This window comes from Pseudomonas sp. NPDC090752 (genome assembly GCF_055584805.1).
Genome location: NZ_JBVJLI010000003.1, coordinates 398,142 through 422,025, shown reverse-complemented (window position 1 = coordinate 422,025; position 23,884 = coordinate 398,142). Strand labels below are relative to the sequence as shown.

At 63.6% G+C, this 23,884-nt stretch carries 23 protein-coding genes; 5 read left to right on the top strand and 18 right to left on the bottom strand.

The features are described 5' to 3' along the window. Positions 1–25 precede the first annotated feature (25 nt). Together ACZ6YA_RS07115 and ACZ6YA_RS07110 are read right to left on the bottom strand one after the other, a co-directional pair. Positions 26–3,091 carry an efflux RND transporter permease subunit gene (locus ACZ6YA_RS07115; RefSeq protein ID WP_465896420.1) on the bottom strand — a complete coding sequence of 1,022 codons (3,066 nt, stop codon included), beginning with the start codon at positions 3,089–3,091 and terminating at the stop codon, positions 26–28. 6 nt (positions 3,092–3,097) lie between these two features. After that, entirely contained in the window at positions 3,098–4,198 is a 1,101-nt protein-coding gene (locus ACZ6YA_RS07110; protein ID WP_465896419.1) for an efflux RND transporter periplasmic adaptor subunit, read from the bottom strand. A gap of 169 nt (positions 4,199–4,367) precedes the next feature. Here ACZ6YA_RS07110 and ACZ6YA_RS07105 point away from each other — a divergent pair, with 169 nt between their 5' ends. Next, positions 4,368–5,009 (top strand): TetR/AcrR family transcriptional regulator, encoded by a 642-nt coding sequence (locus ACZ6YA_RS07105; RefSeq protein WP_465896459.1) that lies wholly within the window; start codon positions 4,368–4,370, stop codon positions 5,007–5,009. A 114-nt stretch (positions 5,010–5,123) separates the two neighbouring features. On the opposite strand, the gene ACZ6YA_RS07100 is transcribed toward ACZ6YA_RS07105, so the two are convergent. Further along, positions 5,124–5,906 carry a class I SAM-dependent methyltransferase gene (locus ACZ6YA_RS07100; RefSeq protein WP_465896418.1) on the bottom strand — a complete coding sequence of 261 codons (783 nt, stop codon included), beginning with the start codon at positions 5,904–5,906 and terminating at the stop codon, positions 5,124–5,126. Positions 5,907–6,013: 107 nt separating this feature from the next. Between ACZ6YA_RS07100 and ACZ6YA_RS07095 the strand changes: the two genes are divergently transcribed. Then, the gene (locus tag ACZ6YA_RS07095; RefSeq protein WP_465896417.1) at positions 6,014–6,634 is read left to right on the top strand and encodes an energy transducer TonB; all 621 of its coding nucleotides are present in this window, start codon (positions 6,014–6,016) and stop codon (positions 6,632–6,634) included. Positions 6,635–6,636: 2 nt separating this feature from the next. Here the strand turns inward: ACZ6YA_RS07095 and ACZ6YA_RS07090 are convergent, their stop codons facing one another. The 7 genes from ACZ6YA_RS07090 to ppc all read right to left on the bottom strand — a co-directional run bounded on the left by ACZ6YA_RS07090 (position 6,637) and on the right by ppc (position 13,778). Then, complete coding sequence (locus ACZ6YA_RS07090; RefSeq protein WP_465896416.1) at positions 6,637–7,323, bottom strand: extensin-like domain-containing protein; 687 nt, start codon at positions 7,321–7,323, stop codon at positions 6,637–6,639. 6 nt (positions 7,324–7,329) lie between these two features. Continuing rightward, positions 7,330–8,160, bottom strand: a complete 831-nt coding sequence (locus ACZ6YA_RS07085; RefSeq protein WP_465896415.1) for an isocitrate lyase/PEP mutase family protein — start codon at positions 8,158–8,160, stop codon at positions 7,330–7,332. Positions 8,161–8,190: 30 nt separating this feature from the next. Continuing rightward, entirely contained in the window at positions 8,191–9,060 is an 870-nt protein-coding gene (locus ACZ6YA_RS07080; protein ID WP_465896414.1) for a DUF72 domain-containing protein, read from the bottom strand. 3 nt (positions 9,061–9,063) lie between these two features. Beyond that, the gene (locus tag ACZ6YA_RS07075) at positions 9,064–9,351 is read right to left on the bottom strand and encodes a hypothetical protein (protein ID WP_465896413.1); all 288 of its coding nucleotides are present in this window, start codon (positions 9,349–9,351) and stop codon (positions 9,064–9,066) included. Between the two features lie 129 nt (positions 9,352–9,480). Continuing rightward, positions 9,481–10,155 (bottom strand): tRNA (adenosine(37)-N6)-threonylcarbamoyltransferase complex dimerization subunit type 1 TsaB, encoded by a 675-nt coding sequence (gene tsaB, locus ACZ6YA_RS07070; RefSeq protein WP_465896412.1) that lies wholly within the window; start codon positions 10,153–10,155, stop codon positions 9,481–9,483. Between the two features lie 87 nt (positions 10,156–10,242). Beyond that, positions 10,243–10,893 carry an adenylate kinase gene (gene adk / locus ACZ6YA_RS07065; protein WP_234227330.1) on the bottom strand — a complete coding sequence of 217 codons (651 nt, stop codon included), beginning with the start codon at positions 10,891–10,893 and terminating at the stop codon, positions 10,243–10,245. Between the two features lie 257 nt (positions 10,894–11,150). After that, positions 11,151–13,778 (bottom strand): phosphoenolpyruvate carboxylase, encoded by a 2,628-nt coding sequence (gene ppc / locus ACZ6YA_RS07060; RefSeq protein ID WP_465896411.1) that lies wholly within the window; start codon positions 13,776–13,778, stop codon positions 11,151–11,153. A 169-nt stretch (positions 13,779–13,947) separates the two neighbouring features. Here ppc and ACZ6YA_RS07055 point away from each other — a divergent pair, with 169 nt between their 5' ends. From ACZ6YA_RS07055 to lptF, 3 genes are all read left to right on the top strand, one after another. Continuing rightward, positions 13,948–14,292, top strand: coding sequence for a pilin assembly protein (locus tag ACZ6YA_RS07055; protein WP_465896410.1), 345 nt, complete (start codon positions 13,948–13,950; stop codon positions 14,290–14,292). A gap of 267 nt (positions 14,293–14,559) precedes the next feature. Beyond that, entirely contained in the window at positions 14,560–14,973 is a 414-nt protein-coding gene (locus ACZ6YA_RS07050) for a DUF4398 domain-containing protein (RefSeq protein WP_400802979.1), read from the top strand. Between the two features lie 50 nt (positions 14,974–15,023). Continuing rightward, complete coding sequence (lptF, locus tag ACZ6YA_RS07045) at positions 15,024–15,815, top strand: lipotoxin F family OmpA-related lipoprotein LptF (RefSeq protein WP_403130707.1); 792 nt, start codon at positions 15,024–15,026, stop codon at positions 15,813–15,815. 159 nt (positions 15,816–15,974) lie between these two features. On the opposite strand, the gene ACZ6YA_RS07040 is transcribed toward lptF, so the two are convergent. The 8 genes from ACZ6YA_RS07040 to wspR form a co-directional block, all read right to left on the bottom strand. Beyond that, positions 15,975–16,301, bottom strand: coding sequence for a hypothetical protein (locus ACZ6YA_RS07040; protein WP_125857655.1), 327 nt, complete (start codon positions 16,299–16,301; stop codon positions 15,975–15,977). Further along, complete coding sequence (locus ACZ6YA_RS07035; protein WP_465896409.1) at positions 16,298–17,221, bottom strand: alpha/beta hydrolase; 924 nt, start codon at positions 17,219–17,221, stop codon at positions 16,298–16,300. The genes ACZ6YA_RS07040 and ACZ6YA_RS07035 overlap by 4 nt, the downstream gene beginning before the upstream one ends. Continuing rightward, entirely contained in the window at positions 17,193–18,470 is a 1,278-nt protein-coding gene (locus ACZ6YA_RS07030) for a flavohemoglobin expression-modulating QEGLA motif protein (protein ID WP_400802968.1), read from the bottom strand. Before ACZ6YA_RS07030 ends, ACZ6YA_RS07035 begins: the two co-directional genes overlap by 29 nt. A 122-nt stretch (positions 18,471–18,592) precedes the next feature. Continuing rightward, positions 18,593–19,141 carry a hypothetical protein gene (locus tag ACZ6YA_RS07025; RefSeq protein WP_465896408.1) on the bottom strand — a complete coding sequence of 183 codons (549 nt, stop codon included), beginning with the start codon at positions 19,139–19,141 and terminating at the stop codon, positions 18,593–18,595. A gap of 29 nt (positions 19,142–19,170) precedes the next feature. Further along, positions 19,171–19,875: a TetR/AcrR family transcriptional regulator gene (locus ACZ6YA_RS07020; protein ID WP_465896407.1), complete on the bottom strand. Its 705-nt coding sequence runs from the start codon at positions 19,873–19,875 to the stop codon at positions 19,171–19,173. Between the two features lie 208 nt (positions 19,876–20,083). Then, on the bottom strand, positions 20,084–21,586 hold the full coding sequence (lysS, locus tag ACZ6YA_RS07015) for a lysine--tRNA ligase (protein WP_465896406.1): 1,503 nt from the start codon (positions 21,584–21,586) through the stop codon (positions 20,084–20,086). Between the two features lie 93 nt (positions 21,587–21,679). Then, positions 21,680–22,775, bottom strand: a protein-coding gene (prfB, locus tag ACZ6YA_RS07010) for a peptide chain release factor 2 (protein ID WP_465896405.1) whose coding sequence is annotated in 2 segments (ribosomal slippage) — positions 21,680–22,702 and positions 22,704–22,775 — 1,095 coding nt in all. Because the reading frame shifts where the segments join, the coding sequence is not laid out codon by codon here. Positions 22,776–22,867: 92 nt separating this feature from the next. Then, a complete protein-coding gene (gene wspR, locus ACZ6YA_RS07005) occupies positions 22,868–23,872 on the bottom strand; it encodes a Wsp signal transduction system regulator diguanylate cyclase WspR (RefSeq protein WP_465896404.1) in 1,005 nt (334 codons plus the stop codon). Positions 23,873–23,884: the final 12 nt, after the last annotated feature.

Sequence of the window (23,884 nt, the reverse complement as noted above, 5' to 3'; positions counted from 1 at the left end):
AGGGCAATGCCCTCCCCTACTGCTTTCAGCCTTTCTTGACCCTGAACCACGCCGCATACAACGCCGGCAGGAACAACAAGGTCAACACCGTGGCCACGATCAACCCGCCCATGATCGCCACCGCCATCGGCCCATAGAACACGCTACGCGACAGCGGAATCATCGCCAGCACCGCCGCCAGCGCCGTCAGCACGATCGGCCGGAAACGCCGCACCGTGGCTTCGATGATCGCCTGCCAACGGTCCAGCCCCGAGGCGATGTCCTGCTCGATCTGGTCCACCAGAATCACCGAGTTGCGCATGATCATCCCCGCCAGGGCAATGGTGCCGAGCATGGCAACGAAGCCGAATGGCTGGCGGAACACCAGCAGGAACAGCGTTACGCCGATCAGTCCCAGAGGTGCAGTGAGGAACACCATCACCGTGCGCGAGAAACTGCGCAACTGGATCATCAGCAAGCTCAGTACCACTACGATGAACAACGGCATACCGGCATTCACCGATTTCTGCCCGCGCTCGGAATCCTCGACGGTACCGCCCACTTCCAGCAGGTAGCCATCCGGCAGCCTGGCTTTGATTTCACTCAGGGTCGGCTCGATCTGCCGCACCAGGGTCGCAGGTTGCTGCTTGTCGTAGATGTCGGCGCGCACGGTTACCGTCGGCAGCCGGTTACGGTGCCAGATGATGCCTTCCTCGAAGCCGTATTCCAGCGTCGCCACCTGTGACAGCGGCACACTCTGGCCGTTGTCGGTGGGCAGCGCCAGGCTGCCGAGGCTACCCAGCTCGCCGCGCTCCTTCTGCGTACCGCGCAGGAGAATCTCGATCAGCTCGTTGTCTTCGCGGTATTGGCTGACCGTGGTGCCAGTCAGCGAGCTTTGCAGGAAGCTGGCCAAGTGCGCGGTGCTGACGCCAAGGGCGCGGGCACGGTCCTGGTCAATGGTCAGGAACACCGCCTTGCTTGGCTCTTCCCAGTCCAGGTGGACGTTCACCACGTGCGGGTTTTCACGCACCTTGTCCGCCACTTCGCGGGCCAGGGCGCGAGCCTTTTCGATATGCTCGCCGGTTACCCTGAACTGCACGGGATAGCCCACGGGCGGGCCGTTCTCCAGGCGAGTGACGCGTGCGCGCAGGTCAGGGAACTGCTGATCGACGGTGGTAATCAGCCAGTTGCGCAAGCGCTCGCGGTCCTCCATCGACTTGGCCAACACGACGAACTGGGCAAAGCTGGCAGCGGGCAGTTGTTGGTCCAGGGGCAGATAGAAACGTGGCGAACCGGTGCCGACATAGGCCACATAGTTGTCGATGCCTTCTTGCTGCTTGAGCAGCGCTTCCAGTTGTTTGACCCGCTCGGCGGTGTTCGCCAGCGATGCCCCTTCGGCCAGCTTCAGGTCGACCATCAGCTCCGGGCGCCCAGAGGCCGGGAAGAACTGTTGGGGCACAAAGCGGAACAACAGGATGCTGCCGATGAAGGCGGCAATGGTCAGCAGGATGACCGTCTTGCGCCGCCGTACGCACCACCCCACCATGCGCCGCACACGCTGGTAGAAGGGCGTGGCATATGGGTCTGGCGCCTGCCCTTCGCTGCCGTGGCGCTTGGCATGCAACTTGGCCAGATCCGGCAGCAGGCGCTCGCCCAGATAAGGGACGAACACCACCGCCGCGACCCACGAGGTCAGCAGCGCGATGGTCACCACCTGGAAGATCGAACGGGTGTATTCGCCGGTGCTCGACGCCGCCGTGGCAATCGGCAGGAAGCCGGCCGCAGTGATCAAGGTACCGGTGAGCATCGGGAACGCCGTGCTGGTCCAGGCATAGCTGGCTGCCTTGAGCCGGTCATAGCCCTGCTCCATCTTGATCGCCATCATTTCCACGGCAATGATCGCGTCGTCCACCAGCAGGCCCAGGGCCAACACCAGCGCACCGAGCGAAATCTTGTGCAGGCCGATGCCGAAGTAATGCATGGCAGCAAACGTCATGGCCAGCACCAGCGGAATGGCCAGGGCCACCACCAGGCCGGTGCGCAGGCCCAGCGAGAAGAAGCTCACCAGCAGCACGATGATCAGCGCCTCGACCAGCACCTGGACGAATTCGCCGACACCCGCCTTGACCGCCGCCGGCTGGTCGGACACCTTGCGCAGTTCCATGCCGGCCGGCAGGTTGCGCGCCAAGCGCTCGAACTCGCCCTCCAGGGCCTTGCCCAGCACCAGGATGTCACCGCCCTCCTTCATCGAAACGGCCAGGCCAATCGCGTCCTCGCCCATGAAGCGCATGCGCGGCGCAGGCGGGTCGTTGAAACCCCGGTGCACGTCGGCGACATCACCGATGCGGAAGGTGCGATCACCGACGCGGATGGGGAACTGGCGAATCTGCTCGACGCTGTCGAACTGCCCGCTGACCCTCAGCTGCAACCGCTCGCTGGGGGTTTCGAAGAAGCCGGCGGTGCTCACCGCATTCTGCTCACGCAGGGCTTGCTGCACAGCCTGCAGCGGCACGCCGAGGGTGGCCAACTTGAGGTTGGACAGTTCGATCCAGATTTTTTCGTCCTGCAGGCCGATCAGCTCGACCTTGCCCACGTCCTTGACCCGCTGCAACTGGATCTGGATACGGTCGGCGTAATCCTTGAGCACCGCGTAGTCGAAACCGGCGCCGCTCAGCGCATAAATATTGCCGAAGGTGGTGCCAAACTCGTCATTGAAGAACGGACCCTGGATTTCCGGGGGCAAGGTGTGGCGAATATCCGCGACCTTCTTGCGGATCTGGTACCACAGCTCGGGAATGTCCTTGGAATGCAGCGAGTCGCGGGCCATGAAGGTCACCTGCGATTCGCCGGGCCGTGAGAACGAGACGATCTTCTCGTACTCGCCAGTTTCCATCAGCTTCTTCTCGATGCGTTCGGTGACCTGGCGCGACACTTCCTCGGCCGTGGCGCCCGGCCACAGGGTCCGAATGACCATGGCCTTGAAGGTGAACGGCGGGTCTTCGCTCTGGCCGAGCTTGGTGTAGGACATGGCGCCAATGGCAGCCAGCAGGATCATCAGGAACAGTACGATCTGGCGATTGCGCAGCGCCCAGGCGGAAAGGTTGAAACCCATCGGGACTTACTCCTTGGCCGTCAGGTTCACCACACGGTTGGTGCGATCCACAGGTCGCACCTCCTGCCCTTCGCGCAGCACATGGCCGCCAGCGGCGACCACCCAATCGCCAGGGTTCAACCCTTCCAGCACCGGCACACTGTCCGTGCCATAAGCCCCCAAGCGCACCGTGACACGCTCAAGGCGACGCTCCGGGTTAACCCGCCAGACATACGCCTGGCCGTTCTCGGCAGTAACGGCCGACAGCGGCACCGCCAATGGGATGAGCCCATCGTGGGCGATGAAGACGCGTGCGCTCTGGCCAAGGTCTGCAGGCACCTTGGCCGATGTGAAGGCGATGCGTGCGGCGAAGGTGCGCGAGCGCGGGTCGGCCGCCGGCGACAGCTCACGGATGCGCCCTGGGAAGCGCTCGTTGCCCTGCGACCACAGCTCGACGCTGACCTCCTGGCCCACGGCGAAGCGGGCGAACTGCTGCTCTGGCAGGCCGATGACCACCTCCCGCTCGCCGTCGGCGGCAAGGGTGAACACCGTCTGCCCGGCAGCCACCACCTGTCCGACCTCGACCTGACGCTTGGCAATGACCCCGGCCTGGGGCGCTCGCAGCACGGCGTATTCTGCCTGGTTGCCGGCCACGTCGAACTCGGCCTTGGCCTGTTTCAGGCGCGCCAGGCCGGCGCGGTAGAGGTTTTCCGCATTGTCGTAGAGGGAGTGGCTGACCATCTGTCGATCGAGCAGCTTCTGGTAGCGGTCACGCTCGGCGCGCACCAGCGCCAGGTTGGCCTCGGCGGCGGCCAACTGCGCGCGGTTGGCTTCCAGTTGCAGGCGCACGTCCTGCGGGTCGAGCTCGGCCAGCGGCTGCTCGGCCTTCACCCGCTGCCCCTCCTCGACCAGGCGCTTGCTGACCTTGCCAGCGATACGGAACGCAAGCTCCGGCTCCAGGCGCGCACGCACCTCGCCTGGGTAGCTGTCGGCAGCTGCTGCGGCTGGCTGCGGCTGGACCACCAGCGCCGGACGCGGTGCCGCCGGGGCAGTGGCTTCCTGGCCGCAGGCTGCCAGAAACAGCACGGCAGCAGCAGGCAAGGCGAGGGACAAGGCATGACGCAACATGATGAATCCTTTCGCGACGAGCGCATCGAATATTTATACTGGCGAGTATATTAAGTCAGGGAACCGAAGCCGGGAAGCCAGCGTCGGAAAGAAAATCAACATTAGCCATGGGGCATTCTCTGACGCCGGAAAGTCGCCGACCCGGTAAGATGTGCGCCCCCTCACCCAGATGCGGACTCCAATGCCCAACGACGCACCCATCGGCCCAGGTCGCCCCAAGGACCTGGCCAAGCGCGAGGCGATCCTCGAAGCGGCCAAGACGCTGTTCCTCAGCCTTGGCTATGCCAACACCAGCATGGATGCGGTCGCTGCGGCGGCAGGTGTTTCAAAACTCACGGTGTACAGCCACTTTACCGACAAGCAGACGCTGTTCGGCTCGGCGGTCATGGCGACCTGCCAGAACCAATTGCCGGACCTAATGTTCGAGTACCCGGAGGGCGCGCCTGTCGAAGACGTGCTGCTGAATATCGCCCGGGGCTTTCAGGCACTGATCAGCAGTGATGAAGCGGTCAAGTTGAGCCGCTTGATCATGGCGCTGGGCAGCCAGGATCCGGGCTTTGGCGAGTTCTTCTACGAGGCTGGCCCGAAGCGCGTCTTGGCAGGGATGGAAGCGCTGTTGCGCGGAGTAGCCGAACGCGGGTTGCTGCGCATCGACAATCCGCTGCGGGCGGCCGAGCATTTCTTCTGCCTGGTCAAAGGGGCGCCGGATTATCGGTTGTTGCTGGGGTGTGCGGGGCCGCTTGAAGGCGAAGAGGCAGAGGCGCATGTGCGCGAGGTGGTGGAGCTATTTATACGGGCATTCAAACCCTGAGATGTTGGCTGAATGTACCGGCCTCTTCGCGGGGCAAGCCCGCTCCCACAGACGAGTGGTGAGCCCACCCTGTGGGAGCGGGCTTGCCCCGCGAAGAGGCACGCACTGGCAACATCAAGCCTTCAAGGCCTTCTTCGGATAAATGTCATACCGGCTCGACTTGCCTTCCAGGCTATGGCTAGGCTTCGGCCCCTCGATAATCGGCGCCTTGCGCGGCCGCTTCACCACCACCCGGTGGCTGGCCAGCGCCAGGGCCGCTTCCAGCAACGCCGGCGCATCCAGGTCATCGCCGACCAACGGCCGGAACACCCGCATCTCCTTCTTCACCAGTGCACTCTTGTCGCGGTGCGGGAACATCGGGTCGAGGTAAATCACCTGTGGCGGCTCGCCCTCCCAGGCGCGCATGCGTTCGATAGCATTGCCAGTGAGCAAGCGCATGCGAGCGACGATTGGCCCCACTTCGTGATCGACGCTGGCCCGCGTCAGCCCATCTTCGAGCAACGCCGCAATCAGCGGCTGACGCTCGATCAGGGTCATCTGGCAACCCAGGCTGGCCAGCACGAACGCGTCCTTGCCCAAGCCTGCCGTGGCATCCAGCACCTGGGGCCGCACGCCTTGAGCGATACCGACTGCCTTGGCGATCATCTGCCCATTGCCACCGCCAAACTGGCGCCGATGCGCCGCCTGACCCTCGACGAAATCGACCCGCACCGGCCCCGGCGCCTGCGGCCCCAACTGTTGAATCTGCAGGCCGTCGGCGCCGATCTGCACGGCAAAGCCGGCCCCCTCATCGATCAGCGGCAACCCCAGGCGCTCGGCCCATGCGGCCGCTTGCCCCGCGTATTCCGGCGCCAGCGCCTCGACCCTCAGCCCTGTGCCCAGTTCTTGCTCTTCCATCACGTCCCGCACTCGAAAAAATTGATGACGCCCTTAATGAATCACCGACCGCGGCCGATACAGGCAATATCCCGCTATTCTGCCAGAGCACAACGCGCGCGACTGCCATGACAGATACTCTTCCCATCGGCTTGACCTACCTGTCGCCCGTCGGCAACTTCGGTCGGCAGAATACCCAGGCACTCGGGGGCGTCAGCCACCTGTGGCAGGATTTCTTTGCCCGCGCCATGGCCGAGCAACAAGCGGGAGAGCCAGACAGCGTCAGCCAGGCGCTGGTGCAGTACGACCAGGACAGTGGCGAGCCGATTGGCGGGGCCAGGGCACTGGCATTGATCGACGCCCAGCGCGCCTGCCCCGTACAAGACACCATCATCGCACCGCCCGAGCCGTTGTTCCTGCCCAAGGCCGAGCTCGAAGCCAACCTGCTGGAGCCAGCTCCGGAGCCTTTCAGCGCTGCCGAGATGATCCAGCAACAGCGTCAGCTTGATATCAGCAACACCTGGCTGCGACCGGTGGTCATGAGCCAGGGCCAGCCTGCCGGCGAGCCAGGCCCAGGTCCTTCTCCGCGCCCACTGCACCTGCCCATCGCTGAGTTCGAAATGAACCTGCTCGACCCTGCGCCGGAGCCGTTCGATGAACCGACCCTGGCCAAACAGCAGAACGACTTGGAATTCGACCTGCACTGGGCACGCCCGGTGGTGCTGAACAACGTCCGCGTCCACGCCTGAGGTCAACGGCAAATCTGCCAGCGCCCCATGTCCAGATGAAAGTGATTGTGGTGCGCCGCATTGTAATCCGGGCCCAGCACCGTATTGAAACTTTCGCACGCAGCTTGCTGCACCTCGCGCAAGAATGCCGCCTTCTGCCCGCCTGCCTGCCAGTCCCGGGCCAGCACGATGCGCTGGCCATCTTGCAGCCGAAAGCCGCTGATATCCAGGGCATTGGCCGTCGCGTGCTGGCTGAGCCGGCCTTGCTTGCGGTTATAGACGTTGCGGCAGGCGAAGCTGCCCAAGTGCTCGACTTGCGTCACGGACTGACCGAACACGCGCCGCGCCGCCGACTGCAGGCCGTGGTTTTCAAACAGCGCATAAGCAACCGCCAACGGGCAGCTGGCCAGGAAGCTACTGCTCAAGCGCGCATCCCCCTGTTCGATGCGCCACACGTTGTGCAACGGACACTTGGCCGACGCTGGGCTGTCGGCTTGTGCCTTGAAACGCAATTGGCTGGCCTCCAGGGCCTTGCGACACAAATTCGGGTCATCACGCAGGCGCGACAGTTTGTAGGGGGTCAGCAGATTTGGAGGCTGGCGCACATCCAGCGCGGCCCAAGGGTTCCAGGCATCCGGCAAGCGCCAGCCCAATTGCCAGAGCAAACCTGCCAGGGCCAGCAGGCCGAACAGCAGCGCCAGTGCGCGCACGCGGCCTCAGCGGCGGAACAGGTCGTTGAGCTGGGCGAACGGCAGGGCCTGCTCGCCATAGCTGAACGTGCCCTGATCGCGAATTTCCAGCGCTGCCCGCTGAAACGCTCCCAACGCCGCACGGGCCAGCGACGAGCCTACGCTGATGCGGCGCACGCCCAGGTCCTGCAGCTGATTGACGCTCAACGGCACGCCGGCCAGCCCCATCAGCACATTCACCGGTTTAGGCGCCACCGCCTGAACCACCGCGCGGATCTCGTCAACGCTGCGCAGGCCAGGTGCGTAAAGCACATCGGCACCGGCTTCGGCGAAGGCCTGCAGGCGCAAGATGGTGTCATCCAGATCCAGGCGCCCATGCAGCAGGTTTTCCGCGCGGGCACACAGCATGAAAGGGAATGGCAGGCTGCGTGCAGCCTGTACCGCCGCACGCACCCGCGCCACGGCCAGTTCGATGTCGTAGATGGGCGCATCGCTGCGGCCGCTGGCGTCTTCGATGGAGCCGCCAACCAGGCCCGCCTCGGCGGCACGCAAGATCGTCTGTGCGCAGTCCTCCGGCAAATCGCCGAAACCATTTTCCAGGTCGGCGGCCACCGGCAAGGCCGTGGCATCGACGATCACGCCGGCGTTGTCCAACGTTTCGTCCAGGCTCAAGGCCGCTTCAGCATCTGGGCGCCCGAGACTGAATGCCAGGCCCGCACTGGTGGTGGCCAGCGCCTCGAAGCCCAGGCTGGCGAGCAGCTTGGCGGAGCCGGCATCCCAGGGGTTGGGGATGACGAAGGCGCCATCGCGCTCGTGCAGCGCCTTGAAGGCTTCGGCACGCAGGGTTTGTACATCCATGGTCACAACCTCCGGCTGGTCGGGGAAGGGTCAGAGTAGTCCCAGTTGTTCGACCTCAGGGGCGCGCGGCAATTCCGGCAAAGCGGCCAGGCCTGGAAGGCGCACCATCAGCCGCTGATGAAAGCGCTGGGCCAGGGCGGCGGCCAAGCGGTTATCCGAGGTATGCAAGAAGATATACGGGCTACGGCCTTCCTCGATCCAGCTGGCGACCTTCTCCACCCAGGGCGCGAGAAAAGGTTCGTTGGCCTCCAGTACCGGATGGCCGATAAACCGCACCTGCGGGTGCTGGCTGAAGGCTGCGGGGCGCGGCGGCACCTTGGGTTTCTTGACTTGGGCGTCGAGCACCGCAGCATCACGCGAGGTGCAGCTGAACAGCGCGCGCGGGTCCAGGCAGATGCGCTCCACGCCGCGTTCACGCAGCAGTCGGTTGAGCAGGCGCTCTTCCTCACCCTTGGCGAAGAACGCCTGGTTGCGCACTTCCACGGCCACCGGCACCCCAATCTCATCGAGAAACTGGCCCAGTTCCGCCAAGCGTGCCGGGCCAAACTGGGCCGGCAATTGCAGCCAGTAGGGCGAGACGCGCTGACCAAGAGGCGCCAGCAACCGGGAGAAGTCGCACGCCGCTTCGAAACGCTCGCGCAGATCGCCCTCATGGCTGACGTCACGGGGGAATTTGGCGGTGAAGCGAAAGTGCGCAGGCATCACCTGGGCCCAACGCGTGACGGTGCTGGGCGCGGGGCGCGCATAGAAAGTGGTATTGCCCTCGACCGCGTTGAACACCTGGCTGTACAGGCCCAGGTAGTCGCGGGTTACGGCATCAGCGGGGTACAGGTAATCGCGCCAGGCGTTTTCACTCCATGACGGGCATCCGAGAAAATAAGGCAGGGGTGATGGACTCATCCATCAAATGTACAGGTCGAGCCCCAGTACTTCCATGTCCCAATCGGTGAAACCGGCAGTGCTGAGGTAGCTGGCCAGCGCGGTTGCGGTGCGCCGATCACGGGCGCGGGGGAAGACCATGTCCTGTGGGCGTGCCGGGAGGCCACCAGGACGACGGCGTGGCGCCGCTTCTTGCGCGACCTCGCCCTCTTCGATCAGCTCGGCATCGTCGACGCTTTCATCGCGCACCGCCGCTTTGCGCGGTGTGCGCTTGACCGGGTAGGACTGCGATGAGAAACCGTCGATACGCATGATGAGCACTCAGGACCAATGATGGCAATTTAGCAGCATCAGTGTTCCATCGCTAATGCGCAAGTGATAACCAGACCACAGTTTGCACCAAAGGTTTTATCGACAGCCGCGATAACCGACGAACAGCCGTCAGCGGGCTTTGGGCGTAGCTACATTATCGCGCAAGTAAACCGGTTGCGCCTGTTCGGCGACGATTGCCTCGCCGCGCTTCCAGGCGAAGCTGGCCAGGCTGAGAATGTCCAGCGCGTTCGGCAGCGCCGCCGGATTGCTGGCAGTGGCCTGCACCGCTAGGCGCTCGGCGTAGCTCCAGCCGGTACCGGCGCCATACCAGTCGCCGCTGCTGCCATCAGGCAACGCCACGCGTTCTGGTGGTAGTACGGCTTCCTGGCCTTGCAGGCGCATCTCGCCTGCCACCGCCTTGTAGCAACCCCAGTACACCTCGTCCATGCGCGCATCGATGGCCGCTGCCACCTGCTCGGCGCCATGCTCGCGCAGTGCGCCCTGAGCCAGCGCGGCCAGGTTGGACACCGGCAGCACCGGGCGCTCCAGAGCGAACGCCAAGCCTTGCACCACGCCAATGGCAATTCGTACACCGGTGAAGGCACCCGGGCCACGGCCGAAGGCGATGGCATCGAGGGCATTGAGGGCGACGCCGGAATCGCCCAGCAACTGCTTGATCATCGGCAGCAGCTTCTGCGCGTGCATGCGTGGGATCACCTCGTAATGGCTGGTTACCTTGCCATCATGCAGCAGCGCGACGGAACAGGCTTCGGTGGCGGTATCCAGGGCCAGCAGGGTGGTCATCGAACGGGTATCCAGGAGCAAGTGAAAAGAGCGGCAGTATAAACGACAACGGCCCGCAAGCGGGCCGTTGTGACACACGGTGATGGATCAGCTCAGGGCTGCCAGCACCTTGGCGGTGATGGCATCTACCGAACCTACGCCTTCGATGTGGCTGTACTTCGGTTTGCCAGCGTTGGCGGCCGACAGCTTCTGGTAGAAGTCCACCAGCGGCTTGGTCTGGGTGTGATAGACCGACAGGCGATGACGCACGGTTTCTTCCTTGTCGTCGTCGCGCTGGATCAAGTCTTCGCCGGTAACGTCGTCTTTGCCTTCCACTTTCGGCGGGTTGTACTGAATGTGGTAGGTGCGGCCCGAGGCCAGGTGCACGCGGCGGCCCGCCATGCGGCCAACGATCTCTTCGTCGTCGACGGCGATCTCGACCACAGCATCGATATCGACACCGGCAGTGACCATGGCTTCAGCCTGCGGGATGGTGCGTGGGAAACCGTCGAACAGGCAACCGTTGGCGCAGTCTGGTTGGGCGATGCGTTCCTTGACCAGGCTGATGATCAGCTCGTCGGATACCAGCTGGCCGGCATCCATGACTTTCTTGAGCTCCAGGCCCAGTGGGGTGCCGGCTTTGACAGCGGCACGCAGCATGTCACCGGTGGAGATCTGTGGAATACCGAACTTCTCGGTGATGAACTTTGCCTGAGTACCTTTACCGGCCCCGGGAGCTCCCAGCAGAATTACGCGCATCTCGTGCTCCTCAAATTTTTTTATGAAATTCAATGGATTCGGCAACCTGGGCCAAGTCCGGAAAATCGGGTATGACCATAAATCGGTCAGAAGGCTGCTCAAGATACACAGCGCCCGTCAGCCAGACAAGCGCCCCAAAGTTACAGGAATGTGCCATTGGTAACCTTGGCTGGAGGTAGTTGCGCCCGGCGCAACCACCCTCCCTACCCTGCCCTGGCCAACTCGCTGCCCCTGGGCGCGGGCAGCGTGGCCTGGCTTCAGCCGGTGTTTCGCAGTCCTGCGGCAATGCCTGCCACGGTCACCAGCAATGCCTGCTCCAATGGGCTGTCCAGAGCGGCTTCGCGGCTGCGCGAACGCGCCAGCAGCTCGGCCTGGAGACGATGCAGCGGGTCCAGGTAGGTGTTGCGCAGGCTGATGAATTCCAGGGTTTCCGGGCTGTGCGCCAGTAGCACCGGCTGCCCGGTCAGGCCCAGTACCACCTGGCACGACTGCGACAATAGGTCGCGCAGGTGCGCACCTAAAGGAAGCAGATGCGGTTGCACCAGACGTTCGTCGTAGGCCTCGGAGATTTGCGCATCGGCCTTGGCCAGGACCATCTCCAGCATGTCGATGCGGGTGCGGAAGAACGGCCACTGCTCGCGCATCCGCGCCAGCAGCTCGCCCTGACCGCGCGCCAGGGCATTACCGAGGGCGGTTTCCCACCCCAGCCAGGCTGGCAGCATCAGGCGCGTCTGAGTCCAGCCGAAGATCCACGGGATCGCCCGCAGGCTTTCAATGCCCCCAGCGCGACGCTTGGCCGGACGGCTGCCCAACGGCAGGCGCCCCAGTTCCTGCTCGGGAGTGGACTGGCGGAAGTACTCGACGAAATCGGGGTTTTCCCGCACCACGTTGCGGTAGGCCTTGACGCCATCGGCGGCCAGCTGGTCCATCAACGCACGCCAGGCTGGCTCCGGTGGCGGCGGTGGCAGCAAGGTGGCCTCCAGCACTGCCGCAAGGTAAAGGTTGAGGTTTTGCTCGGCGATGCCCGGCAAACCGAATTTGAAGCGGATCATCTCGCCCTGCTCGGTAGTACGGAAACGCCCTGCCACCGAGCCGGGGGGCTGCGACAGGATCGCCGCGTGGGCCGGGCCACCGCCTCGGCCGACAGTACCACCGCGGCCATGGAACAGCAGCAGTTCGACCTGATGTTCATGGCAGATGCGCACCAGGTTTTCCTGCGCGCGATACTGGGCCCAGGCCGCCGCCGTGGTGCCGGCGTCCTTGGCCGAGTCGGAGTAGCCGATCATCACTTCCTGCGGCCCGCGCAAGCCCGAGCGATAGCCCGGCAGGCCCAGCAGCCGCTCCATCACCGGCCCGGCATTATCCAGGTCGGCCAGGGTCTCGAACAAAGGCACCACACGCATGGGTCGGGTAAGGCCAGCTTCCTTGAGCAGCAGCTGTACTGCCAGCACGTCGGACGCAGCGCCAGCCATGGAGATGACATAGGAACCCAGCGATGCCCCTGGCGCTGCGGCGACCTCACGGCAGGTGGCGAGCACTTCGGCGGTGTCGGCCTGGGGTTTGAAGTGCCCCGGCAGCAATGGCCGACGGTTTTTCAGTTCGGCCTGGAGGAATTCGATGCGTTTGTCTTCGTCCCACTCGGCATAGCTGCCAAGGCCAAGGTAATCAGTAATCTCCGCCAACGCGTCGCAGTGCCGGGCGGCATCCTGGCGAACGTCCAGGCGCCCGAGGAACAGGCCGAAGGTCACTGCACGGCGCAAGGTGTCGAGCAGCGGGCCATCGGCAATCACCCCCATGCCGCATTCATGCAGGGACTGATAGCACAGCTCCAGCGGGGCGATGAGATCACGGTTCTCCACCAGCACTTCGGCGCTGGCAGGCTGGGTACTGGCCAGCGATGCCTGGGCCCAGCTGCGCGTCGCCCGCAAGCGGTCACGCAATTGCTTGAGTACGGCACGGTAGGGCTCGGCGCTCTCGCCCACTCGTTCGCGCACGGCGCTGCTGGCCTGCTGCATGGACAGCTCCGCAGCCAACGCATCGATATCACGCAGGAACAGGTCGGCGGCCATCCAGCGCGCCAGCAGCAGCACTTCACGGGTCACAGCAGCCGTGACATTGGGATTGCCGTCACGGTCACCGCCCATCCACGAGGCGAAGCGAATCGGCGCGGCTTCCAGTGGCAGGTGCAGGCCAGTGGCCTCGAACAACGCCTTGTCGACCTTGCGCAGGTGACTGGGGATGGCGTGCCAGAGGGAATGTTCGATCACGGCGAAGCCCCACTTGGCTTCGTCAACCGGCGTTGGCCGGGTGCGGCGGATTTCTTCGGTGTGCCAGGCTTCAGCGATCAGACGGCGCAAGCGCTCGCGCACGGCCTGTCGTTCTGCAGGCGTCAGGTCGCGATGGTCCTGGGCGGCCAGCTGGCCGGCAATGGCATCGTACTTCTGGATCAGCGTGCGGCGTGCCACCTCGGTCGGGTGCGCCGTGAGTACCAGCTGGATATCGAGCTTGGCCAATTGCCGGGCCAGCGCCTCGTCCTTGTGCCCGGCCTGCTTCAGGCGAACCAGCAATTCGGGCAACACCCGGGCCTCCAAGGGTTCTGGCTGCTCGTCATCGCGACGGCGGATCAGCTGATACTGCTCTGCCATGTTTGCCAGGTTGAGGAACTGGTTGAACGCCCGCGCCACCGGCAGCAGGTCTTCCTCGGCGAGGTCCGCCAGGGTCGAGCTCAACTGCTCGCCGGCACTGCGGCGGTCGGCCTTGGCGCTGTGGCGGATGTCCTCGATCTTCTGCAGGAACGCCTCGCCGTGCTGCTGGCGAATGGTATCGCCGAGCAACTCCCCCAACACATGGACATCTTCACGCAAGCGCACATCGATATCGGTCATTGGCCCTCTCTCCGGCGCGGCTCGCCCGCGCACTCTCCAGGAAACAGCACTGGCCCAAGAGTGCCCACAGCCAGCACGCGATGGCAAGCCGCGAAGGGCAAAGCAAACTAAAGTTAGATCACTGCAGTCCGATGCAATGCAGCCTTCCGAGGCGTTGACAGAGGTCATCATGAAAATCCGCGAACTCGCCCAGCACTGGGAACAGAACGCCGCCGGCACCCTGAGCCCGACCGGCCACACCTTGCACCTGGACCTCGAGTCCGAGGCGCGCCTGGCGGCGCTTATCGACATGTACCCCAAGCGCACCGCCGAGGAACTGCTCGGCGAACTGGTCGCAGCGGCGCTTGAAGAGCTGGGGGCCAGCTTCCCTTACGTGCAGGGCCACAAGGTCATTTCCACGGATGAGGAAGGTGACCCACTGTACGAAGACATCGGCTCTACCCCGCGCTTTCTGAGCCTGTCGCGGCGCCACCTGCAGACCCTCAGCCACGTCGGCGACGACACTGGCAACTGACACCTTGCCCTCCTGTTCCGGGCTGCATGCCAGCCCGGAATACCGCGTCATTGCGTGGAAGTTCCACACGATAACCACTGACCAATCAGTCAGAAATACTTGGCATTTTTTTCTGAACTATTGAAAAAACGCCAGAGTCCGAGCCAATAGCCATCACGCTAAAACCCTGCACACCTGCCGTGGTGCACCGTTGAGCTGTAACGCGAGGCGATGCCAGGGATTGAGCGATGGACTGCTACGGACATCGTCGTTATCAGGAGTGATCCAATGGAACTGACCACCATGAAGACCCGCACTTCGAAACTCACATCCACTCACCTGCGCGGGTTCAAGCTGGCCGCGCTGGCCCTGGGCAGTAGCCTGGTCCTGGCCGGCTGTGCGGGCAACCCGCCCACCGAGCAATACGCCGTCACCCAGTCCGCCGTGAATTCCGCCGTCAGCGCTGGCGGCACCGAGTTTGCCGCCGTTGAAATGAAAGCGGCGCAGGACAAGTTCAAGCAGGCCGAAATCGCCATGCACGATAAAAAGTACGACGACGCCAAGCGCCTGGCCCAACAGGCCGAATGGGACGCTCGCCTCGCCGAACGTAAGGCCCAGGCGGCCAAGGCCCAGAAGGCCGTGCAGGATGCCCGTCAGGGCGTTCAGGACGTACGTGAGGAAGGCCTGCGCAGCGCTCAGTGAGCCTTGCCCTGCCCGCCTTAGCCTTCGCACTCGATCAAAGGATGAACACTATGCGCAACTACGTCATGATTCCCGCCCTGCTGGCCCTGAGCGTCGGTCTCGCTGCCTGCTCGCACGACCCGAATGCCAACCTGGAGTCGGCCCGCACCAACTTCTCCGCGCTGCAGAGCGATCCGCAGGCGAGCAAGGTCGCGGCCCTTGAGACCAAGGACGCCCAGGACTGGCTGAACAAGGCCGACAAGGCCTACATGGAGCGTGAAGACAGCAAGCAGGTCGACCAGTTGGCGTACCTGACCAACCAGCGCGTCGAAGTGGCCAAGCAGACCATTGCCCTGCGCACCGCCGAAGCCGAGCTGAAAAACGCGGCTGCCAATCGCGCCCAGGCCAAACTGGATGCCCGCGACGCGCAGATCGCCAAGCTGCAGGACAGCCTCAACGCCAAGCAGACTGACCGCGGAACGCTGGTGACCTTCGGCGACGTTCTGTTCGACTTCAACAAGGCCGAGCTCAAGAGCAGCGCCTTGCCCAACGTCACCAAGCTGGCCCAGTTCCTTCAGGAAAACCCTGAGCGCAAGGTGATCGTCGAGGGCTATACCGACAGCGTTGGCTCGGCCAACTACAACCAGACCCTGTCCGAGCGCCGCGCCGGTGCCGTGCGCATGGCGCTGGTCCGCGCTGGCGTTGACCCGGCGCGTATCGTTGCCCAGGGTTATGGCAAGGAGTACCCGGTGGCTGAGAACTCCAGCAACTCGGGTCGCGCGCAGAACCGCCGGGTGGAGGTGACCATCTCCAACGACAACCAGCCGGTGGCGCCGCGTTCGGTGAGCCAGGTTAGTCAGTAAGGCTCATTGACTGGAACAAGAACCCCGCCGTAATGGCGGGGTTTTTTTGTTTGTCAGTTCTGGCCTCTTCGCGGGGCAAGCCCGCTCCCACAAGTTGGGGTACCTGTGGGAGCGGGCTTGCCCCGCGAAGAGGCCGGTACAGCCAAAGGAAGTCTCTGCTCACTGCACCTGCTGCGGCGTCTCCTCGCCCATGCAGCGCACCGCGCGCTTGCGGTTGTCCACCAGCACCCCGGTCAGCCCCTTCTGCTGGGTGTCGAACAACACCAGCACGCCATCCAGGCACTGCGCCACCTGCGGCGCAGGGTCCAGGGAAACCTTGTAATCCTCACCCGGAATGGTCTTGAGCATGGTGAAGTCCTGCAGCAGCAGCGCATCCTCCGGTTTCGCGAAATGCAGGTAGCCGTAATACCAGAGAGCCCCCACCGTCACGATGATGCTGCCGACACCGGTCAGGATCAGCGGGATGGCGTTGCGTTCTTCACTCATTGCTTGTTCTTCTCGTCAGGGTAGTTGGGTATTTCAGCCAGCCGGCGCAGGCCGTTGAAGCGGTTGGGGTCATCGAGGAAACGCAGCATCACCTGGCGCCACACCGGGTCGGCGAAAGTCTGCACATGGCCGCCACGAGTCAGTTGCAGCACCCGCGGAGGCGGTGCGTGCTGGTACAGGCGGATACCGTTGTTCATCGGCACCAGGTTGTCGTCGATACTGTGGAAGAACAGCTTCGGCGGGCTGTTCAAGCGCTCGACCGAACGAATCGCGCTGTCGCCGTCAGGCACTAGCCAGGACAACGGCACCTGCAACGGCCAGGTCATCCATGAAGTGCTCAAGGCGAAACGCCCGACCTCGCGGTAGCTGGCCGGCACGCCATCGAACACCAGGGCACTGAAACGCTGGCGCTGCTCGGGGTGGTCCGCCAGATAGTGGATGGCCATCGCCCCGCCAAGGCTTTGCCCCAGCAACACCAAGGGTTTTCCCTTGACCTCAGGGGCCTGGTCGAGCCACGCCATGGCGGCCGCGATGTCTTCGTAGACCTCCGGCAAACCGGGCTTGCCCTCGGACAGGCCATAGCCCCGGTAGTCGATCATCAGCACTTGATAGCCCTGCTCCGGCAGCCAGTAGCTGCCGCCAAGGTGCCCGGCCAGGTTGCCGCCGTTGCCATGCAAGTGCAGCACTGTGCCCTTGACCGCCATACCCGCCTTGGCTGGCAGCCACCAGCCATGCAGGCGGATGCCGTCTGCGCTGGTGAGGGTGACATCGCGGTATTGCAGTTTGGCTCGCTCCGGCGTGAACGGTTGGCCCGGCTCCGGGTAGAACAGCAAGCTGCTGCACCCGCCAAGCCCCAGCAACATCAAGCCCAGTGCCAGCCAACGGCAGCGCTCAGAGAATGTTCGCGTAATCGGCTTCAATACGATCGAGGCTCAGGTGGTTGAGGAAGTTGGAGAAGCACATCCAGGCCGACAGTGCGTTGAGGTCGCGGAACTGCTCCGGAAGGTATTTAGGCGGTTCCACCAGGCCCTCTTCGACCAACTGACGCAAGGTACGCATGTCTTCCAGAGTGGTCTTGCCACAGAACAGCAACGGAATCTGTTCGAGCTTGCCCTTCTTCACGGCCAACTGAATGTAGTTGTAAACCATGATGAAGCCCTTGAGGTAGGACAAGTCCTTGGTAAACGGCAGGCCATTGGGCACCGAGCCACGGAACACCCGGCTGGCATTGCTGTAGCTCTGCGCCATTTCGAAGCCCTGGGCGCGGAAGAACTCGAACACCTGCAGGAAATCGGCACCCTCTTCGACCATGTGGATGGCGCGGGTGCGGTTGGTGAGCTTGCGCAGGCGACTCGGGTAAGAGGCGAAAGCGATCACCTCCATGAGGATCGCCAGGCCTTCCTGGGTCACCGTCGACGAGGGCGGCCCCTTGGCCAGGAAGGTGCAGATCGGCTGGTTGAGGCCGTTGAGCGTGGTGCCCACATGTACCAGCCCTTCATGCACCTCCAGCGCGCGCACATCGCGGCTGTTGAACATGGCATCGGCGCGCACCTTGATGTAGTCGGCGCCCGCCGCCGCGTCTGCGACGATACCGTCGGACTCGAAAACGCGGATGGTTTCCTCGGCCTCGCCGAACACTTTGTTCAAGCGGCGCTGGAGGATGTCTACGGCCTCCTTGGCGGTGAGGTTTTTCGGCTCGTCCTTGAGGTCGCCGCGGCCATCGATATTGTTCAGGTAATCCGACAGCATCAGGCCAAGGTCGGCCAGGGTCGGGTCACCGGCGTGGAAGGCATCGGACGCTGCGCCGTACAGTTCCTGGGAGATCAGCCCGAAGTCTTCGGTGCCGCGCGCTTCGAGCATGCGCACCACCATGCGGTACTCCTTGCACATCCGTCGCATGATCTGCCCGACCGGGTTGAACTGGCCCAGTTGACGGGTGATGTCACGCTCGATGCTCTGGAACTCGGCCTTGACCGCGCTGGAGTCGAACGACAATGGGCGCGACTGGTAATAGGCGCGGTCGACCGCAGGGGGCTCCTTGCCCTTGGCCTTGAGAAAGCCTTGGCGGATGCTGTCGTCCCACTTCACCGCGTCGAGCACGCGGATTGGGGTCTGCGCCGCGACGATGCGGTCGGACAGCGTGCGTATGGTCTGCTGGTACTCGTCCACCGGGGACTCCTTGCTTGAGGGCCTCTTCGCGGGGCAAGCCCGCTCCCACAGGTACACCTCAGCTCTTTAGCCCTGCGGTGTACCTGTGGGAGCGGGCTTGCCCCGCGAAGAGGCCGACATGGTCATTTGCCGGAACGCTGGAAGCGCGCCACCTCGACGAACAGGTCGGAGTTGGCCGGGTCATCCAGGTAGGCCAGCACCCGCGCCGACGGGCTGTCGATCAGCACGCCCTCACCATTGTCTTCCGGCACTTCAGTGCTGTGCCCGCTCAGCTCCTTCTTCTCGACCGCCTGTTGCACCTGCTCGACGTCGAGGTTGTAGAGCACCAGCTCCTTGCCATCGACGATGTCGAAGCCGCCAATCAGGAAATTGCCGCCCAGGCGTTTGGGCACGCCGGCCGAAAGGTACCAACGGTTGCCGTGGCGCGACACGGTAAACACGTACTCTTCAGGCTTCTTGCCCTTGGCCGTGGCCACGGCCTTGTAGGCATCGGCGCCACTGCGGCTGATCGCAAGCTTCAGCGGCTCGCCCCAGGCATCCTTGCTGCTCCACTTGCCGAGCAGGGCCTTGGGCGCCGCCTGGTTGCTCGGCAGCGGCTCATGGAAGGTCACCAGACAACCGCCCAGCAGCAGGAATGACAACGTCAACAACACCACACGCCAGGCTTTCATCAGGTTCTCCTTGAAGGTTCGTTCTCAGCTCAGGCCGATGCCAGCACCAAATGCAGGTAACGGCTAAGCATAGCGAGCATCTGCCCATCGGCTTGCGCATCGGCATCCTTGAGCAGGCCCTGATATTCCATCTGCTCGATAATCGCCGTCAACATCTGGGCGTCCTGTTCCGGCTGCTGCGAACCGACTACCTGCAACAACTGGCGGGTGCCGTGCAGCAGAATCTGTTCATGGGCGCGTACCAATTCGGCCAGTCGCGGACAGAGCAACGCTTCCTGGCGGAAGGCCTGCTCGGCCATCAGGAAGTCGCGGCGATTCGATAACTGCCGGGAAACATAGTCAGCGGTCATGCGCGCCACTTCGTCGGCCAGGCGCGCCCGCGATTCCACGCTGCCATCACCCTGGGCGAGCAGCTGGCGCAGCACCACTTCGGTGTTGGCCCAGAGTTTGGCCATGTAGGCGGCGCTGCGCTCGACGTACTGGGCGAAGGTATCGGTGAGCAGGTCCTCGATATCCTTGAAGTAGTAGGTGGTGGCCGAAAGAGGCACTCCGGCCTCGGCAGCCACTGCGCGGTGGCGCACGCCGCGTACGCCATCACGCACGACGATGCGCATGGCGGCGTCGAGGATCAGCTGGCGGCGTTGTTCGCTGCCTTGGCGGGCGGTCTTGCGACCCTGGTATTGCACGCTTTCGGCGACGGCGGTGGCGATGCCGGCGGCGCCTTGGTGAGGCATGGCGGGGGTCACTTTGATTACCTCATGAAAAGTGCTTCGTCAGTGCCGGCCTCTTCGCGGGGCAAGCCCGCTCCCACAGGTACATCACAGCGTTCAAAAACTGTGGTGTACCTGTGGGAGCGGGCTTGCCCCGCGAAGAGGCCAGTAAAGCCAATACGAGTGTACAGGCAAGAAAAAGCCGCCTCGTAAGGCGGCTTGTTCAATTCACTCAGGCCTGTGGACGCATGTGCGGGAACAGGATCACGTCGCGAATCGACGGCGAGTTGGTCAGCAGCATCACCAGTCGGTCGATGCCAATCCCTTCACCGGCAGTCGGCGGCATGCCGTACTCCAGGGCGCGGACGAAGTCGGCATCGTAGTGCATGGCTTCGTCGTCACCGGCGTCCTTCTCGGCCACCTGGGCCAGGAAGCGCTCGGCCTGGTCTTCGGCATCATTGAGCTCGGAGTAGGCGTTGGCGATCTCGCGGCCACCGATGAACAGCTCGAAGCGGTCGGTCACGGCCGGGTTGTCGTCGTTGCGACGGGCCAGCGGCGAGACTTCGAACGGGTACTCGGTGATGAAGTGCGGCTGCTCCAGCTTGTGCTCCACCAGCTCTTCGAAAATCATCACCTGCAATTTGCCCAGGCCTTCATGGCCGAGCACCTTGGCACCGGCTTGCTTGGCAATGGCGCGAGCCTTGTCGACGTCCTGCAGGTCGGCGGCAGTCAGCTCGGGGTTGTACTTGAGGATCGAGTCGAACACCGACAGGCGCACGAACGGCTCGCCGAAGTGGAATACCTTGTCGCCGTACGGCACGTCGGTGCTGCCCAGTACCAGCTGCGCCAGCTCGCGGAACAGCTCTTCGGTGAGGTCCATGTTGTCTTTGTAATCGGCGTAGGCCTGGTAGAACTCGAGCATGGTGAACTCGGGATTGTGCCGGGTCGAAACGCCTTCGTTACGGAAGTTGCGGTTGATCTCGAAGACTTTCTCGAAGCCACCCACAACGAGCCGCTTGAGGTACAGCTCCGGAGCAATGCGCAGGAACATGGCCATGTCCAGGGCGTTGTGGTGGGTTTCGAACGGCTTGGCCGCAGCACCGCCGGGGATGGTCTGCAGCATCGGCGTTTCGACTTCGAGGAAGTCGCGCTCGATGAGGAACTTGCGGATGTGCGAGATCACCTGCGAACGCACACGGAAGGTGTGGCGGGTTTCTTCGTTGACCATCAGGTCGACGTAGCGCTGGCGGTACCGCTGCTCGGTGTCGGTCAGGCCATGGTGCTTGTCCGGCAGTGGGCGCAGCGACTTGGTCAGCAGGCGCACGTTGGTCATTTCAACGTACAGGTCGCCCTTGCCGGAACGGGCCAGGGTGCCTTCGGCGGCGATGATGTCGCCCAGGTCCCAGGTCTTGACCGCCGCCAGGGTTTCTTCCGGCAGGGTCTTGCGGTTGACGTAGACCTGGATGCGCCCGGTCATGTCCTGGATAACCATGAACGAGCCACGGTTGAGCATGATGCGACCGGCGACCTTGACCGGGATCGCTGCTGCTTCCAGCTCTTCCTTGGTCTTGTCCGCGTACTGTTTCTGCAGGTCGTTGCAGTAGCTGTCGCGGCGGAAGTCGTTGGGGAAGGCCTGACCCTTCTCGCGCTCGGCGGCAAGCTTTTCCTTGCGCAGGGCGATCAGGGTGTTTTCTTCCTGTTGCAGGTCTTGCGATTCGGTCTTGAGGTCGCTCATGTCGTCATTCTTTCCATCAGGTATTCGTTGCCCTTTTCGGGCAGGGCACGCGATGCCGGCAGGCGGCCAGGCATCGCGGCGGTGGTGTGCGGCTTACAGCCCCTGCTTGAGGCTCGCTTCCAGGTACTGGTCGATGTCGCCGTCCAGCACCTTGTTGCAGTCGCTGCGCTCGACGCCGGTACGCAGGTCCTTGATACGCGAGTCGTCCAGCACGTAGGAGCGGATCTGGTGGCCCCAGCCGATGTCCGACTTGCTGTCTTCCAGCGCCTGGGAAGCGGCGTTGCGCTTTTGCATTTCCAGCTCGTACAACTTGGCCCGCAGCATTTTCATGGCGGTGTCCTTGTTGGCGTGCTGCGAGCGTTCGTTCTGGCAAGCCACCACGGTGTTGGTCGGCACGTGGGTGATACGCACCGCGGAGTCGGTGGTGTTGACGTGCTGGCCACCGGCACCGGAGGAGCGGTAGGTGTCGATGCGCAGGTCGGACGGATTGATATCGATCTCGACCTTGTCGTCGATCTCAGGCGACACGAACACTGCCGAGAAGGAGGTGTGGCGGCGGGCGCCAGAGTCGAACGGGCTCTTGCGCACCAGGCGGTGCACGCCGATTTCGGTACGCAGCCAACCAAAGGCGTACTCGCCCTTGATGTGCACGGTGGCGCCCTTGATGCCGGCGACTTCGCCTTCGGACAGCTCGATGATGGTGGCGTCGAAACCGCGCTTGTCGGCCCAGCGCAGGTACATGCGCAGCAGGATGTTGGCCCAGTCCTGTGCTTCGGTACCGCCGGAGCCGGCCTGGATGTCCAGGTAGGCGTTGTTCGGGTCCATCTCGCCGCTGAACATGCGACGGAACTCAAGCTGGGCCAGTTTTTCTTCCAGGCCTTCCAGCTCGGCTACGACGTCGCTCACGGCGCCTTCGTCATCCTCCTCGACGGCCATGTCGAGCAGGTCCTTGCAGTCGCCCAGGCCGCCGGACATCTTGTCCAGGGTCTCGACGACCTGCACCAGCATGGCACGCTCGCGGCCCAGGGCCTGGGCATACTCGGGTTTGTTCCAGACGGCCGGGTCTTCCAGCTCGCGGTTGACTTCGATCAGGCGGTCAGCTTTTTGATCGTAGTCAAAGATACCCCCGAATAGACTCGGAACGCTCGGTGAGGTCCTTGATGGTGTTCAGGATCGGTTGGATTTCCATGGGCGCGGGGCTCTCGTACGAATTCGGTGAAAAGCCCGCGAGTATAACCGATCCAGGGAGCAGCGGCAGCCCGTTGGGCAGCCGCTTCTGCCTCAGGCGATACCGACCTGATTACGCCCGCTGTTCTTGGCCAGGTACAACCCCTTGTCGGCCGCAGAAATGAGCTGCCGGCAGTGGCTGCCGACCGCCGGTGTCTGCGTCGCCAGGCCAATGCTCACGGTCAGGCGCGAATCCGCCTGCGGCGCGCTGTGCGGGATATTCAACCCGTGCACGGACTGGCGCAGTTTTTCAGCGACCAGACGCGCACCACCGGGCGAGGTATTGGGCAGCACCAGGGCGAATTCTTCGCCACCGTAGCGCGCCGGAAGGTCGGTGGGCCGCTGGCAGGAGCCGCGAATGCACTCGGCAACCTGGCGCAAAGCCTCGTCACCGGCCAGGTGGCCGAAGCTGTCGTTGTAGACCTTGAAGTAGTCGACGTCGATCATCAGCAGCGACAACTGCTGCTGTTCGCGCATGGCCCGGCGCCATTCCAGCTCCAGGTACTCGTCGAAGTGGCGGCGGTTGGACAGCCCGGTGAGGCCGTCGGAGTTCATCAGCCGCTGCAGCATCAGGTTGGTATCGAGCAGCTGTTGTTGGCTGACACGCAGCGCACGATAGGCCTCGTCGCGCTGCAACAGGGTCAGGTACGAGCGCGAGTGGTAGCGGATGCGCGCCACCAGTTCGATGGTGTCCGGCAGCTTGACCAGGTAGTCGTTGGCCCCTGCAGCGAAAGCCGCGCTCTTGACCAGCGGGTCTTCCTTGGTCGACAGGACGATGATCGGGATGTCCTGGGTGGCCGGGTTGTTGCGGTACTCGCGCACCAGGGTCAGGCCGTCCAGGCCGGGCATGATCAGGTCCTGCAGAATCACCGTAGGCTTGATGCGCATGGCCTGGGCCACGGCCTGGTGTGGGTCGGCGCAGAAGTGAAAGTCGATGTTCTGCTCGTGAGCCAGGCCGCGGCGCACCGCTTCGCCGATCATCGCCTGATCGTCGACCAGCAAGACCATCGCCGAGTTTTCATTGGCGGTCGCAAAACCTTCGATCGGTAGATCAGTCATCCGTTTTCACCT

Bases quoted from the DNA above. Each gene is read 5' to 3' on its own strand.
- ACZ6YA_RS07085 (WP_465896415.1), bottom strand. From the start codon at position 8,160: ATGGATGTACAAACCCTGCGTGCCGAAGCCTTCAAGGCGCTGCACGAG.
- ACZ6YA_RS07095 (WP_465896417.1), top strand. From the start codon at position 6,014: ATGACAGATACTCTTCCCATCGGCTTGACCTACCTGTCGCCCGTCGGC.
- ACZ6YA_RS07055 (WP_465896410.1), top strand. From the start codon at position 13,948: ATGAAAATCCGCGAACTCGCCCAGCACTGGGAACAGAACGCCGCCGGC.
- ACZ6YA_RS07115 (WP_465896420.1), bottom strand. From the start codon at position 3,091: ATGGGTTTCAACCTTTCCGCCTGGGCGCTGCGCAATCGCCAGATCGTA.
- ppc (WP_465896411.1), bottom strand. From the start codon at position 13,778: ATGACCGATATCGATGTGCGCTTGCGTGAAGATGTCCATGTGTTGGGG.
- ACZ6YA_RS07080 (WP_465896414.1), bottom strand. From the start codon at position 9,060: ATGAGTCCATCACCCCTGCCTTATTTTCTCGGATGCCCGTCATGGAGT.
- adk (WP_234227330.1), bottom strand. From the start codon at position 10,893: ATGCGCGTAATTCTGCTGGGAGCTCCCGGGGCCGGTAAAGGTACTCAG.
- ACZ6YA_RS07040 (WP_125857655.1), bottom strand. From the start codon at position 16,301: ATGAGTGAAGAACGCAACGCCATCCCGCTGATCCTGACCGGTGTCGGC.
- ACZ6YA_RS07110 (WP_465896419.1), bottom strand. From the start codon at position 4,198: ATGTTGCGTCATGCCTTGTCCCTCGCCTTGCCTGCTGCTGCCGTGCTG.
- ACZ6YA_RS07025 (WP_465896408.1), bottom strand. From the start codon at position 19,141: ATGAAAGCCTGGCGTGTGGTGTTGTTGACGTTGTCATTCCTGCTGCTG.
- ACZ6YA_RS07050 (WP_400802979.1), top strand. From the start codon at position 14,560: ATGGAACTGACCACCATGAAGACCCGCACTTCGAAACTCACATCCACT.
- ACZ6YA_RS07075 (WP_465896413.1), bottom strand. From the start codon at position 9,351: ATGCGTATCGACGGTTTCTCATCGCAGTCCTACCCGGTCAAGCGCACA.
- ACZ6YA_RS07020 (WP_465896407.1), bottom strand. From the start codon at position 19,875: ATGCCTCACCAAGGCGCCGCCGGCATCGCCACCGCCGTCGCCGAAAGC.
- lptF (WP_403130707.1), top strand. From the start codon at position 15,024: ATGCGCAACTACGTCATGATTCCCGCCCTGCTGGCCCTGAGCGTCGGT.
- ACZ6YA_RS07100 (WP_465896418.1), bottom strand. From the start codon at position 5,906: ATGGAAGAGCAAGAACTGGGCACAGGGCTGAGGGTCGAGGCGCTGGCG.
- tsaB (WP_465896412.1), bottom strand. From the start codon at position 10,155: ATGACCACCCTGCTGGCCCTGGATACCGCCACCGAAGCCTGTTCCGTC.
- lysS (WP_465896406.1), bottom strand. From the start codon at position 21,586: ATGAGCGACCTCAAGACCGAATCGCAAGACCTGCAACAGGAAGAAAAC.
- ACZ6YA_RS07105 (WP_465896459.1), top strand. From the start codon at position 4,368: ATGCGGACTCCAATGCCCAACGACGCACCCATCGGCCCAGGTCGCCCC.
- wspR (WP_465896404.1), bottom strand. From the start codon at position 23,872: ATGACTGATCTACCGATCGAAGGTTTTGCGACCGCCAATGAAAACTCG.